15 protein-coding genes are annotated in these 13,532 nt (G+C 52.6%); 12 read left to right on the top strand and 3 right to left on the bottom strand.

From position 1 onward, the window contains the following. Positions 1-112 precede the first annotated feature (112 nt). The gene (zapA, locus tag ACSFXJ_RS18580; protein WP_435921902.1) at positions 113-1,471 is read left to right on the top strand and encodes a cell division protein ZapA; all 1,359 of its coding nucleotides are present in this window, start codon (positions 113-115) and stop codon (positions 1,469-1,471) included. A 50-nt stretch (positions 1,472-1,521) separates the two neighbouring features. Here the strand turns inward: zapA and ACSFXJ_RS18575 are convergent, their stop codons facing one another. Then, a complete protein-coding gene (locus ACSFXJ_RS18575) occupies positions 1,522-1,893 on the bottom strand; it encodes a cytochrome C oxidase subunit II (RefSeq protein WP_435921901.1) in 372 nt (123 codons plus the stop codon). A 185-nt stretch (positions 1,894-2,078) separates the two neighbouring features. Then, positions 2,079-2,429, bottom strand: coding sequence for a phage holin family protein (locus ACSFXJ_RS18570; RefSeq protein ID WP_435921900.1), 351 nt, complete (start codon positions 2,427-2,429; stop codon positions 2,079-2,081). A gap of 152 nt (positions 2,430-2,581) precedes the next feature. Between ACSFXJ_RS18570 and ACSFXJ_RS18565 the strand changes: the two genes are divergently transcribed. From ACSFXJ_RS18565 to ACSFXJ_RS18550, 4 genes are all read left to right on the top strand, one after another. After that, the gene (locus ACSFXJ_RS18565; protein ID WP_435921899.1) at positions 2,582-4,945 is read left to right on the top strand and encodes an endonuclease MutS2; all 2,364 of its coding nucleotides are present in this window, start codon (positions 2,582-2,584) and stop codon (positions 4,943-4,945) included. 16 nt (positions 4,946-4,961) lie between these two features. After that, positions 4,962-5,378, top strand: coding sequence for a DUF350 domain-containing protein (locus ACSFXJ_RS18560; protein WP_435921898.1), 417 nt, complete (start codon positions 4,962-4,964; stop codon positions 5,376-5,378). Between the two features lie 160 nt (positions 5,379-5,538). Then, positions 5,539-6,066: a hypothetical protein gene (locus ACSFXJ_RS18555; RefSeq protein ID WP_435921897.1), complete on the top strand. Its 528-nt coding sequence runs from the start codon at positions 5,539-5,541 to the stop codon at positions 6,064-6,066. A 136-nt stretch (positions 6,067-6,202) separates the two neighbouring features. After that, the gene (locus ACSFXJ_RS18550) at positions 6,203-7,405 is read left to right on the top strand and encodes an MFS transporter (RefSeq protein ID WP_435921896.1); all 1,203 of its coding nucleotides are present in this window, start codon (positions 6,203-6,205) and stop codon (positions 7,403-7,405) included. A gap of 58 nt (positions 7,406-7,463) precedes the next feature. On the opposite strand, the gene ACSFXJ_RS18545 is transcribed toward ACSFXJ_RS18550, so the two are convergent. Further along, entirely contained in the window at positions 7,464-8,696 is a 1,233-nt protein-coding gene (locus tag ACSFXJ_RS18545; protein WP_435921895.1) for an NAD(P)/FAD-dependent oxidoreductase, read from the bottom strand. Positions 8,697-8,837: 141 nt separating this feature from the next. Here ACSFXJ_RS18545 and ACSFXJ_RS18540 point away from each other — a divergent pair, with 141 nt between their 5' ends. From ACSFXJ_RS18540 to ACSFXJ_RS18510, 7 genes are all read left to right on the top strand, one after another. Then, complete coding sequence (locus tag ACSFXJ_RS18540; protein ID WP_435921894.1) at positions 8,838-9,074, top strand: hypothetical protein; 237 nt, start codon at positions 8,838-8,840, stop codon at positions 9,072-9,074. A 48-nt stretch (positions 9,075-9,122) separates the two neighbouring features. Beyond that, on the top strand, positions 9,123-9,527 hold the full coding sequence (locus ACSFXJ_RS18535) for a spore coat protein (RefSeq protein WP_435925804.1): 405 nt from the start codon (positions 9,123-9,125) through the stop codon (positions 9,525-9,527). Positions 9,528-9,671: 144 nt separating this feature from the next. Continuing rightward, entirely contained in the window at positions 9,672-10,172 is a 501-nt protein-coding gene (locus ACSFXJ_RS18530) for an Lrp/AsnC family transcriptional regulator (protein ID WP_435921893.1), read from the top strand. 13 nt (positions 10,173-10,185) lie between these two features. After that, complete coding sequence (locus ACSFXJ_RS18525) at positions 10,186-11,397, top strand: aminotransferase class I/II-fold pyridoxal phosphate-dependent enzyme (RefSeq protein ID WP_435921892.1); 1,212 nt, start codon at positions 10,186-10,188, stop codon at positions 11,395-11,397. Positions 11,398-11,529: 132 nt separating this feature from the next. Beyond that, a complete protein-coding gene (locus tag ACSFXJ_RS18520; RefSeq protein WP_435921891.1) occupies positions 11,530-11,808 on the top strand; it encodes an aspartyl-phosphate phosphatase Spo0E family protein in 279 nt (92 codons plus the stop codon). Between the two features lie 177 nt (positions 11,809-11,985). Further along, positions 11,986-12,555, top strand: a complete 570-nt coding sequence (locus ACSFXJ_RS18515; protein ID WP_435921890.1) for a cob(I)yrinic acid a,c-diamide adenosyltransferase — start codon at positions 11,986-11,988, stop codon at positions 12,553-12,555. Then, positions 12,552-13,514 carry an RluA family pseudouridine synthase gene (locus tag ACSFXJ_RS18510; protein WP_435921889.1) on the top strand — a complete coding sequence of 321 codons (963 nt, stop codon included), beginning with the start codon at positions 12,552-12,554 and terminating at the stop codon, positions 13,512-13,514. Before ACSFXJ_RS18515 ends, ACSFXJ_RS18510 begins: the two co-directional genes overlap by 4 nt. Positions 13,515-13,532: the final 18 nt, after the last annotated feature.

Raw genomic sequence — 13,532 nt, 5'->3', positions numbered from 1 at the left:
ATTGAACAAGTCACATCGAATCATTCTTTAAGGCGTTTCCCGATTCGATGTGACTTTTGTGTAAAAATTACAGACATCTGAGAATAAACGGGACCGAAGGAGGCTTTTGGCTGTGAATACCCCTGACCGTATCAGCATCAATGTTGAAATTTACGGGACTTCATACAAAATCATAGGCAATAATCCGGAATACACGAAGGGCATCGCCCGCCGTGTGGATGAAAATATGCGTTCCATCGCCAAAATGTACCCTCATCTGGATACTCCGCGTCTCGCGGTGCTTGCGGCAGTCCGTATGGCGGAGGAAGCGGCGAAAGTCGCGCAACTTCAGAGCGAACTGGCTCAGATGCGGGAAGAGAAGGCGGAGCTTAAACAGGAAATTTCGGTGATGCAAGCACTTCAGACGAAGCAGGAGAACAACCTCAAGGAGCTTCAGGAGCAGCATCACCAGCTGAAGAGCGATAACAAACAGCTTGTCGAGCAGGCGGCCAAGCATGAACATACCCTCAAAGAAACGGAAGCGGAACGCGATAAGCTGACCGCCCGCGTTCAGGAGCTGGAACGTCAGCTTGCCGAGCAGCGCGGGAGCAATACCCAACTGCAGGCGAAGCAGCGGACGATGGAGCAGGAAGCCCGCAAAGAAAAGGAAGAACGGGAACGTCTGCAAAGCCAGCTTAAGTCATCCCAGCAGCGCGAGGTGGAGGCAAAGGCTTCCGAACAGCGCGCAAAAGAAAACAGTTTGAAGCTGGAGCAGCAGATCAAAGCGGCTCATCAGACCATCCAGGCCGCGGATGCGGAAGCGAAGAAGCAGGCGCGTTTGCTTCAGGAGAGCAAGGAGCGCGAGGACAAGCTGAGTTCGGAGCTTGCGGCCGCCGTGCAGAGCGAAAGTTCTTGGCATAAGCTGGCCGAGAAGCGGAACGAGGAGCTTAGCCGCCTGGAAATCAGCCTATTGGAGGCAAACGATTTGACCGGAAAACAGGCGGCGGAAATTCAAACTCTAAAACAGCGTCTTCAGGAAGTGGAGACGGAATTGAAGGAATATGCCGTTTTGGTCGAAGAGCAGGATGCTTCCCGCCAGGAAGCGGAAAAGCGGGAACGCGAATGGAGGGAGCAGCTGGCTTCCGCCGAACAGGAGCTCAATTCGTGGCGCGAAGCCGAAGCGGAATTGCAGCGGCAAATTGCCGAGTGGCAGCAGGAAAGTGCGGCAGGCGGCGAGCAGGTGCTGAATCTATCCGCCGATCTGCGGGCGCTGGAACAAGAGAAGGAGCGGATTTCCGGAGAGCTGCAGCAAATTTCGGAGAGCTATGAAATCATCTCCCATGAATACCGCCTGCTCCAGGCGGAACGTGAAGTCGAGCGGGAGAAGGAACAGGAAAGAGAAGGCGAATATTTGCGCCTGAAGGAAGAATATTCCAAGCTGCAAGCGGAATATAACGAATGGATCGAGTTGATCGAACAAGATCAAAAGTAGCGTAAAGAAAGAGAAAGAGCCCGACGGATCCCGCCGGGCTCTTCCTTCTCCTATTCAACGATGATCTTGGAAATCATCGTGCCGTGTCCGCTTCCGCACATGATCGAACATGCTACTTCGAATTCTCCCGCTTCCTTGGGAATAATGACGGCGGAATCTTTCTTGCCGCTGAGCTGCAGCTTCAGGCCGGGAACGAGGATCCCGTGGTTTCCTTCCGCATTCTTGAAAGTAATCTTCACGGGTACGTCTTTCTTCAAATGATATTCAGCCTGATCGAATTTATAGTTGGTCGCTTCGATGACGAGCTCGGCTTCAGGTTGGACGGAAACTTCAGCGCTGGTATTCGATCCCGATCCGCTGCCGCACGCTGCCAATATCAACAAAAGAGCAGAAGAAATTAAAAGTGCAACCGTCTTTTTCACATTAACCCTCCGTTATATTAAAATTTATGTGACAATTCTATTAATTTCAACAGTATTATATCGCAGTTGCCGAAAATCGTACAAAGCAAGGTTTGAATAATTGGTGAACAAAAAAAGCGCGGGTTTCGAGAATCTCCAATCACCGGACTCTCGAAAACCCGCGCTTTTTTACGTAAAGAGTTAAATCAATCTTTTGCGGCTTTAAACGGAGAGGAAATCGGGATAAACAAATCGATAATCCCGATCACCAAGGCAGCAAGCAGGGCGCCGATCATGGAAACGGAAACCCCTGCGACAATGAACTGGGCTACCCAGATGACGAGCGCGCTGATAATAAAACCGACGATCCCGCGCCCGAACGGGGTAACTCTTTTTCCGAAAATACCTTCAATGGCCCAGCCGAGCAAGGCGATAACCAACGCAAGCAACAGGGCGCTTCCGAAGCCGCCGATGCTGAATTGCGGTACAAGCCAGCCAACAACGAGCAATACTAATGCTGAGACGATAAATCTGACGACGTGTCCCAGGAAGTTCATGGCACTTGGCCTCCTTTTTAGCAGTGGCATGTTATTATCGATAACTATCATGTTCAGCGGAACCCGTTTTTATGTGTATGGCGCTTGAAATGGCGAAAAATGCAAGGTTTCGTTATAATGGGATCATAGCCCGAGGGGAGTTGTGAACGTACTTGGACGCAAAAATATTAAAAACGATGGAATATCGAAAAATTATCGAACAATTGGTCAAATATACGCAGACGCCGCTTGGCGGAGCGGCAGCGGAAGCCTTATCTCCCGTCACGGAGCTCGAGGAAGTGAAGCGGCTGCTGCAAGGGACGGAAGAAGCTTTTACCGTGGACCGGTTAAAGGGTTATCCCGCTTTCGGCGGTATCGTCGACATCAATCCGGCGGTCAAACGAGCCCGTATCGGAGGGACGCTTAACCCGCATGAACTGCTCGGCGTAGCCACTACGCTGGAAGGCGCCCGGAGAATCAAGCGTTACCTGGCGGGGATGCATGAAGATCATCCTATTCCGCTGTTGTTTACGCTCAGCGATGCGATCAGCGAGCAGAAACCGCTGGAAGAAGCGATTAAACGCTGCATCGACGACAGCGCCGAGGTGATGGATTCCGCCAGTGCGGAGCTAGCGCAAATCCGGCGGGAGCTCCGCGGCGGCGAGGTTCGTATCCGGGAGAAGCTGGATGCGATGATCCGCTCTTCCAGCGTATCCAAAATGCTTCAGGATCAGCTGATCACGATCCGCGGCGACCGTTTCGTCATTCCGGTCAAGGCGGAGTACAGATCGCATTTCGGCGGAATCGTGCATGATCAGTCCGGGTCCGGGGCGACGCTCTTTATCGAACCGGAATCGATCGTGGCGATGAATAACAAGCTGCGCGAAACGCGGCTCCGCGAAGAACGGGAAATCGAAGTGATTCTGCAGAAGCTGACCGCTCTCGTCGGAGACCAGTCCGAACTGTTATTTTATGACTGCGATGTGCTTGCCCAGCTCGATTTCCTGTTTGCGAAGGCCCGTTTGGCCCGGGAAATGAAAGCGACGCTGCCAAGGATGAACGACCGCGGCTTTATTAAGCTGAAAAAAGGGCGGCATCCGTTGATCGCGGCCGAACAGGTCGTCCCGATCGAAGTGGAACTCGGCAACAATTATTCAACCATTATTGTTACCGGGCCGAACACCGGGGGGAAAACGGTAACGCTCAAGACGATCGGTTTGCTCAGCCTGATGGCCATGTCCGGGTTGTTCATTCCGGCGGAGGAAGGCAGCCAGATGTGCGTTTTTGACGCGATCTACGCCGATATCGGGGACGAGCAAAGCATTGAGCAGAGCTTGAGTACCTTCTCAAGCCACATGACGAACATTATTTCCATTCTCAATAAAATGACGCCGAAAAGCCTGGTGCTGCTGGATGAAGTGGGAGCGGGGACGGATCCTGCGGAAGGCTCCGCGCTCGCTATCGCGATTTTGGAGCATATCCACTCGCTTGGCTGCCGGATGGTAGCGACTACGCATTACAGCGAACTGAAGGCCTATGCCTATGAGCGCAAGGGCGTCATCAATGCGAGCATGGAGTTTGACGTGAATACGCTAAGCCCGACATATCGTCTGTTGGTCGGGGTTCCGGGCCGAAGCAACGCGTTTGCGATCGCCGAACGTCTCGGTCTACCGGGTGCGATCTTGGATTATGCCCGCGGTGAGGTCAAGGAAGAGGATCAACGCGTGGAGCATATGATTGCCTCGCTTGAGGAAAACCGCAATATAGCGGAACAACAGCGCATGGAGGCGGAGAAGCTCCGGAGCGATCTGGAAGCGCTGCGCGCCCGCCATGCCGCTGAGCTCGAAAAGCTGGAGCAGCAAAAGGACCGCAGGCTGGAGAAGGCCGAAGACGAAGCGAGAGCGATCGTCGCCAAAGCGCGGAGCGAAGCCGAAAAAATTATCGGCGACTTGAGACAGCTTGCGCTCGAAGAAGGCGCCGCCGTCAAAGAGCATAAGTTGATCGCGGCCCGGAAGCAGCTCGATGAGGCCGAGCCTCAGCAGCGGAAGAAGCAGGCAGCCCGAAAAACGGCCAAGCAGCCTCGCCGGATCGAAGCGGGCGACGAAGTGATGGTGTACAGCCTGAACCAAAAGGGTCATGTTGTGGAACTGGCCGGAAGCAAAGAAGCGGTTGTCCAGCTCGGCATCATGAAAATGAAGGTCAGCCTGGACGATTTGGAACTGATCGGTTCCGCGCCTGCGGCGAAGCCGGCGCAGAAGGCCGTTACGAACCTCAAACGGACGAGGGATGACCAGGTTCGCAGCGAGCTTGATTTGCGCGGCGCCAACCTGGAAGAAGCGCTGATCGAGGTCGATCGATTCATTGATGAAGCGTATTTGGCCAACCTCGGACAGATCTATATCATTCACGGTAAAGGCACGGGGATTCTGCGCACCGGGATTTCGGATTATTTGCGAAGACACAAACATATAAAGAGTTATCGACTCGGCAATTACGGAGAAGGCGGAACGGGAGTAACGGTAGCCGAACTGAAGTGACGGGGAGGGGAACATTTTGAAAGAAACGATCGATCCGCTGTTGGAACAGCCCATCGGTCTGATGGCCGGTTATTTTTCGGTGGCGGTCATTGAGCTCATCGTATTTCTTTCCTGTTTCGAGCTAGTGACAAGGTATCGCTGCTGGCATGAAATCAAGAAGGGAAATTTGGCCGCATCGCTGGCGACCGGCGGGAAAATATTCGGCCTCTGCAACATTCTTCGCTTCGCGACGGCACGTTCTTCGATCTACGATTTTATGGCCTGGTCTTTTGTCGGTGCGTTTCTGTTGTTCCTCGCCTACATCATGTTCGAGTTTCTAACACCGGTCTTTCAGATCGACAAAGAGATCGCGGACGGAAATATCGCCGTCGGCTTTATTGCAATGGCCGTTTCCGTCTCGGTTTCTTATGTGATCGGAGCCTGTATCGCATAGGAGGAGTATGTCATGTTGAAAAACCTGGTCAGGGTTTTATTTGTGGCGTCCATGTTGTTTCTGATCGCCGGGATCATTTTCTTGTGGAATAGCTGACTTTTGCCGTAAACTTATATTTTGATCCTGCTAAACTAAATTGGAAATGGAAGGATGGTCAGGGATGGAGACGACAGTCTGCCCATGGTGCCAAACGGAAATCGTCTGGGATGAGGAGCTGGGGCCCGAAGAGGAATGCCCTTATTGCCATAATGAACTGAAGGGTTACCGCACGTTGAATATTGCTCTCGGCTCATCCGAGGAATATGAAGAAGAGGAGGATGAGGCCTCCGACGCGGATTTCGGACTTTGGGAGGAAGATAATGATGGTCACCTGAACGCGATACGCCGATTGGAGGCATTCGCGGCTAACGGCGGAGACCTTTTGGCGTACGAATCCGGAGTCGAGAAAATCCTGGATCGCCAGGAAGAAGTGCCTGAATGTCCGCATTGCCGGGAGTATATGATGTTTGCAGGTACGGAGGAAATGGGAGCCGCGTTTACGCCGGTTCAACCTGAGGGCTTGAAAAAGACGCCGCTGCAAAAAACGGCGAAGCTGAATGTCTTTGTATGCACCGCTTGCTTCCATGTCGGAAAATTCCTGTCGGAAGACGACCGTAATGAATTGATTCGTACGGTGAGCGAAAGCTGACAACCTTGTTCACTAAATTGAGGCTGTATCCAAGTCCCTGCCGGGGCTTTGGGGCAGCCTTTTTGTTTTGCCTCATGCTTCCCCTCATTTTGGGTATCTTACAGAATACACTTAATTTCAGCGGAGGAGCAAATGCATGAGAAGTTCGCTAGGCGGTCAATCCTGGCTGCTGCTTACCGTCAACGGTCTTTTTGTTTTGGCCGGCGCACTGTCGGGGACATTCCTGAATGTCTACCTCTGGAAGGTCAAACATGATTTTGCGATGATCGGGTGGTTCACGTTCAGCCAGCAGCTTGCGCTTGGCCTAACATTTTGGATTGCCGGAAAATGGGTTAAGGAACGCGACAAGATGATTTCCCTGCGGATGGGCATGGTCGTCTCCGGCGTGTTTTATTTGCTCGTTTTGTGGGCGGGTCCGCATATGACGGAATATATTTGGCCGCTAGGCCTGTTGTTCGGCATCGGTTCCGGCCTGTTCTGGCTCGCTTTCAACGTTGTCTTTTTCGAGGTGACGGATGTAAAGACCAGAGACTTATTCAATGGATGGATCGGTATCCTTGGCTCGCTGATCGGAATTTTCGGTCCATGGTTTTCCGGCTGGCTGATCTCCATGATGAAGGGGGAAAAGGGATACCGGGTGATATTTACGATCACGCTGATTGTATACGGGCTCGGGATTCTGGTCAGCTTCCGCCTGAAAAAAAGAAAGACCGGACAAGCCTACCGCTGGCTTGCGCCCTTCCGTCAGTTCGGCCCGGGCAGCCCCTGGCGCCAGGCCGTTCCGGCATCGGCAATACACGGGCTGCGGGAAGGCGTATTTTCGTTCCTAGGAACATTGCTGGTATTTATCAGTACTTCGGCGGAATGGAAAGTGGGCCAGTTTTCCTTTATCACCTCCCTGGTCGCGATGGCGAGCTTCTGGGCGGCCGGGAAGTTTTTGCACATCCGTTACAGGTATGCGGGAATGCTCGTCGGGGCGATATTGATTACCGCCGTCATCGGTCCGCTGGTCTGGAAGGTGAACTATGCCACACTGATGTTCTTTGGCGTGGGAACTTCGTTGTTTATGCCGCTTTATTTGCTCCCGGTCATTTCCTCGGTGTTCGACCTTATCGGCAAAAGCAAAGACGCCGTCGAAAACAGGGTGGAGCTGATCGTTCTCCGGGAGCTTAGCATTATGATCGGAAGATTGCTTGGCACACTTACTTTTATTCTCGTATTCTCGTGGTTCCCCGGAATGAAGACGGTAACGTGGCTCATGCTCGGTCTCGGAGCTTCCCCGATTTTAAGCTGGATTGCCTTGCGGAGGCTCATCAAGCCTTCCGCGGGCCATGCGTGACCAGCCTCCGGGGCTCAGAAATTGCAGCCTGCCGATCGGCGGGGATCATGGCGGCGGCTCAGGAATTGGGGGCCGATGGCTTCGCACTACGGTTCAGCGCAAACAGCTCCATATCCCGGCGGGGTTTCCCGGTGAGCACATCGGTGATCATCTCTGCCGCAAGCATGCTGCATACCGTGCCGTTGCCCCCATAACCTTCGAGAAACATACAATTCGGGTAATCCGGGTGGGTTCCGATGTAAGGTAAACCATCCCGCGTTTGACCGAAGACCGCTCCCCAGGAATAGGCTGCCTGTAGAGGCGTTTTTTTCGGGAACATCGAATGAATAAGATCAAGAAGTTCCTTGGCTTTATGCCGCTCGCGCCCTGCCGTCAGGCCGCCTTTCGGCAACGGCTCGTCAAGTCCGCCCGCCATAATTCTGCCGTCAGGGGTTGTCCGCATATATAAATAAGGCCGGGCCGTTTCCCAGATCAAGCAGCGTTCATGCCAATTCTCGAAGCTTTCCGCGGGCTCCGTTACGACCGCATAGGTCCGGGTCAAGAATGCGCCTCGCTCTTTTTTTAACCGTTGGGTTTCGTAGCCCGTGGCGAAAATAACATGTTTGGCGCGAATCTTGTGATGCATTGCCGTTCGGCAAACGACTTCTTCTTCGCGAAAGTCCCACCCGGTGATTCGGGTTTGCTCATAGATTTCAAGTCCCTGCGATTTCGCTCTTTTCAGCAGGCCGTGAACAAGAGCAAGCGGATTCGTTTCCGCATCGCCCTGCGTCCAAATCGCCGCGGGTTTGCGAAACGGGAACCACTGGCGAATATCCGCTTCTCCCCACCATTCCACGGGAAATCCGTATTTTCTCAGATTGGCATATTCCTCCCGCAGCATTTGCACGTCGTTTTCGTTGCTGGCCAGGTATAAGCTGCTGCGTTCCGTCAAGGGCTGATCGGAATCCAAGCCGCGGCTGATTTCCTTCAAATGGTCGAGGGCGTCCCGGCACAACCTATAAAAATGAACCGCTTTTTCTTTACCGAAGGTATGGATGCATGAAGTCAATGTTTTGTCGCTGAAGGACTGCAGGATCCCTGTATTGGCCAGCGTACTGCCGCAGCCGATTTCGTTTTTTTCCACCACGGCGGCTCTTATGCCCTGCTCGCATAGAAGATACGCGCATAAAGCTCCGCTAATTCCGCCTCCGATAATGAGACAGTCGCAAGAAATATCCCGGTCCAGCGCCGGATACCGTGGGATCTCGCTCCTCGCGGCGTTCCAGCTAAACTTGCCTGTATGCAGCCGCATCGCAGCTTCCTCCTCTTGATTCGTCATATCCCATATTCACCAAGTTGCCACCTTAATAACCATCTCCATCCTTATAAAAATTAAGAACAAGGACATAATATGGCCGAAAAAGAAAGTACTTTACGGTCAGGAGGAAATAGGATGAATTATGGACAACAAATGCAGCCGCTGAGCGGAAAAGAGCTCAGTTACATCTCGGATTCGATTACCAATGAGGACATGCTGATCAAAATGTGCGCGGCCGCGGCGGCCGTAAGCAGCAATCCTCAGCTCGGCCAAGCGATCACGGAGCATATGAGGGTCCATGAACAGCATATGCACGTACTGATCGACGCGTTGAAGCAGCATCAACCATTGGCGCCGTCGCAAGCCCAATAAGCTGTTAATGTCTAAATCAATCATTTGGAGGGTCTATCCGTGAATACAATGACAACGAGTATGGAACAATTGCCGCAGGACGATCTGCTGAAAATCATTCTTGCGGACTTACGGCGTACCGTTAGGGAATATACGACCGCAACGACGGAATCTTCCTGTCCCATGATCCGGAATACGTTCGCCGATCTGACGGACAGCACGCTCCGCCTTCAGGGAGATCTGTACAAGCTGTTGGAACAACACCAGGTATATACCGCTCCGGCCAAAGCTACCCGGCAGGAGGTCGACAAAAAACTGCAGGAAGCGGAGAAAGCGCACCAAAAGATCCACCAGTTCGTACAACAACGCACGGGCCAATCCGGCGCCTATCAACATCCGGCTAATGTAGCCCCGCATCCATCCAATGTAGGCAACTTTCCGTCCAACGCATCGGACAACCCTTATTACATTTGAGGCAAACTTCCCCGGGATGCCGCCTGAACGGCCCGACGTTCGCTTTATGGAAATCTTCCATGGAGCGGACGTTTTTCTTTGCAGGAGCCCTAAATTCATGTAATATAAGTATTAAATTTAGAAACAGCCTTTGGAGGATGAAGCATGAAACAATTGAGCGAACTGAAGCTGAAAGTGCTGGATCTCCTGAAAGAGGATGCCCGCCGGGATCCGAAGTTGCTGGCAACCCTTCTGGGGGTTACGGCGGAGGAAGTTACGGCGGCGATTGCGGAACTGGAAGAGGATCACGTTATCGTAAAATATGCAACCGTGATCAATTCGAGCAAGCTGGACGACGAGAAAGTGACCGCGCTGATCGAAGTACAAATCACGCCCGAGCGCGGGAGAGGGTTCGAGGCGATCGCGGAGCGGATTTACCTGTTCCCGCAGGTGATGTCGGTATACCTCATGTCCGGAGCATACGATTTGTTGGTTGAGGTGGAAGGACGCAACTTAAAGGAAGTGGCCAGTTTCGTTTCCGACAAGCTGTCTACATTGGAGTCCGTACTTTCGACGAAAACGCACTTTATCCTTAAAAAATATAAGCAGGACGGCATCATTTTCGAAGATCCCGAAGAGGACCGCCGCCTGATGATTTCTCCGTAAAGGAAGTATTCAAATGAGCGTACAATCACAAGAACAAGAAGAACACACTGGAAAATCGATGAATTCTTATCTGGCACCCCGTGTCAGAGACATTAAACCGTCCGGCATTCGCCGTTTTTTTGATCTGGCCAGCGGCAACAAGGATATCATTACTCTGGGGGTCGGCGAACCGGATTTTATTACGCCTTGGCATGTCCGCGAAGCATGCGTCTATTCCCTGGAACGCGGCTACACAAGCTACACGAGCAATGCGGGAACGCCGGAGCTCCGCGAGGCGATTGCCGAATATTTGTATAACAGTTATGAGGTCAAGTATGACCCTAAAGATGAAATTCTGGTAACGGTGGGCGCGAGCGAAGCCATCGACCTGGCTTTGCGGGCGTTGATCGTACCCGGAGATGAAATTCTGGTTCCTGCGCCGTGCTATATCTCTTATTCGCCGATTACCGAGGTGGGCGGCGGCGTCACGGTTGAAATCGAAACGTACGCCAAGGACAACTTTAAGCTGAAGCCCGAGGCGCTCAAAGCGAAAATTACGCCGAAATCGAAGGTGCTGATTTTAAATTTCCCGAGCAATCCGACCGGCGGCATCATGAGTTATGAGGATTGGCTGCCGATTGCCAAAATCGTGGAGGAACATGATCTGATCGTCATTTCCGACGAAATTTACGCGGAACTGACCTACGGAGAGAAGCATGTCAGCTTCGCTTCGATGCCGGGCATGAAGGACCGGACGATTCTCGTTAACGGTTTTTCCAAAGCGTTCGCGATGACCGGCTGGAGAATGGGGTATGCTTGCGGGCATCCGGATCTGATTTACGCGATGTTAAAAATCCATCAATACACCGTCATGTGCGCTCCGGTCATGGGACAGGTGGCTGCGCTTGAAGCGTTGAAAAATGGACTTCACGAGAAAGATCAGATGATCGATTCCTACAATCAGCGCAGAAGATTAATCGTACAAGGCCTCAGGGATATCGGTTTGACCTGCCATGAGCCTCAAGGCGCGTTTTACGCGTTTCCGAGCATCCAATCGACGGGACTCACTTCGGATGATTTTGCCACCCGGCTTTTGATAGAAGCCAAAGTGGCCGCGGTTCCCGGCAATGTATTCGGAGCGGGCGGAGAAGGATTCCTCCGTTGTTCCTATGCGACATCCGTAAGCCAGATCAGTGAAGCTTTGGACCGGATGGGACAATTTATCCATAAGTTAAAACAAGGATGAGTCAAACATCGCACCTATCCAGGGAAATGGAGCTAATTAACATTTCTTTCAGATATTAATTGATCACTGTCCAATTGACATGGTATAATTTGATTTCGGAAGAGGGTTTAATTTCTCAGGGAGGGATTACTTTTGGGTTGTGGTGAGACCAATTTGCCTTACGAAATGTCCGAAATCGTGATCGCAGGAGGCAATGAATCGAAGCAGTGGGATGACGAAGCGACTCGCAGGACTTCACCACAAGCAGTTTCCTTGGAGGATGAGATCCTTATGCTGCGCAGTAAAATGGAGAAATTGTTCCAGCAGGAAAACTCATTTACTTCGGACGTCGTCATTGAAATCAGCAGCCTGCTGGATTTGAAAATTAATGAGTTTATGAAGAGCAACCGGAATAAGAACAAAAGAGTATAATCCATATAAGTCGAACGAAGGAGTCTGACTCAATAGTTCAACTTGTACATCATGCCGTAAAGTGGAAGAAGATCCTTAGGGGTCTTCTTTTTCCTTGTTCCGGTACTTGTCCGCAGGACCGCCACATGGGGTGGCGGATATGGTATATTGGAGAATAGGAATAGGAGGTCGGAGGATATGAAAATTTATACGCGGACCGGAGACCAAGGACAAACCTCGGTGATCGGCGGCAGAGTATATAAAGATGATGAAAGAGTCGAAGCTTACGGGACGATCGACGAGTTGAACAGTTTTGTGGGCATGGCGGAAAGCTATGCCGACGCCGGTTTGTTTGACGATTTAAAGGCGGAATTGCAGCAAATCCAGCATGAGTTGTTTGACTGCGGTTCGGACCTCGCTTATGTCCGCACGGATGAAAGCCGGTTCAAGGTCGGCCCGGAAATGGCGGAACGTCTGGAGTCCTGGATCGACCGGTATGAAACGGAGAATCCGCCGCTCGAAAAGTTCATTCTGCCGGGAGGAACTTTGCTCGCCTCCGCGCTGCATGTTTGCCGTACGGTTTGCCGCCGCGCCGAGCGGAGAGCGGTGACGCTGAGCAAGCAAGCGGAAGTGAATTCGGATGCGGTGAAATATTTGAACCGTCTTTCCGACTATTTCTTCGCGGCGGCCCGGATGGCCAACGCGCGTCTGCAAACCGCCGACGTCGAATATGCAAGAAGTGCGAAGGTGTTCGGCAAAAAATCATGACGGCTTACTATGAACCTATAACTTATGAAGTGACGGAGCGGGAGGACGGGTGGATTTTGAAAACCGTGCTGCAACGAAGGCTCGGGGTATCCCGCAAACTGCTCTCCCGCATTAAATTGACGGAACGCGGCGTGATGCTGAACGGAGAGCGGGTATTCATCAGCGTCCCGGTTAAGACGGGAGACCTGGTTTCCATCTCGTTGGAACAGGAAATTTCGGAGGATATTTTACCTCAGCCGATTCCGTTCGACATCGTCTACGAGGACGCTGCGCTGCTGATCGTCAACAAGGCACCCGGAATTATCGTACATCCGACCCACGGTCATTACACGGACACGCTGGCGAACGGCGTCGTCCACTATTGGCGCGAAAAAGGCGAGCAAGTCCGGTTCCGGCCGGTTCACCGGCTGGATCAGGAAACGAGCGGCCTGGTCGCCATCGCGAAAAACGCATATATTCACCAGCATATATCCGAGCAGTTAATCGCAGGGACGGTAACGAAGAAATATGTCGCCATGGTACATGGCTGTCCCGTTCCGGCGGAAGGTTCCGTGGACGGCCCGATCGACCGCGATCCGCTGGAGCCCCATCGGCGCATCGTTACCGAAACCGGCTACCCTGCGTTGACCCATTACAAGGTCAGCGCGTGTTTCGGTTCCGCGGCATTGGTGGAACTTCGATTGGAGACGGGGAGGACGCACCAAATCCGCGTTCATATGACCTCCATCGGCCATCCGTTGATCGGGGACAAGCTGTACACATGGAACGATGCCCCCGGACATGCGGGGATGGAAAAACCGGCGGCCGCGGAAGAGCTTGACCGTGGAATCGGGCGGCAGGCGCTGCACGCCGGGGAGCTTGGCTTCCGGCATCCTCTCAGCGGCGAAGAAATGACGTTCAAAGCGCCGCTTCCGCCAGATATGGAGGAGCTGCGCCGGCGGCTGACATCCGAAGACTAACATCCAGACAAGGAGAAA

This window comes from Paenibacillus salivarius (genome assembly GCF_051307165.1).
Classification (GTDB): Bacteria; Bacillota; Bacilli; order Paenibacillales; family Paenibacillaceae; genus Fontibacillus.
The sequence above is the reverse complement of the archived record's forward strand: the minus strand, read 5'-3'. Positions and strand labels throughout refer to the sequence as shown.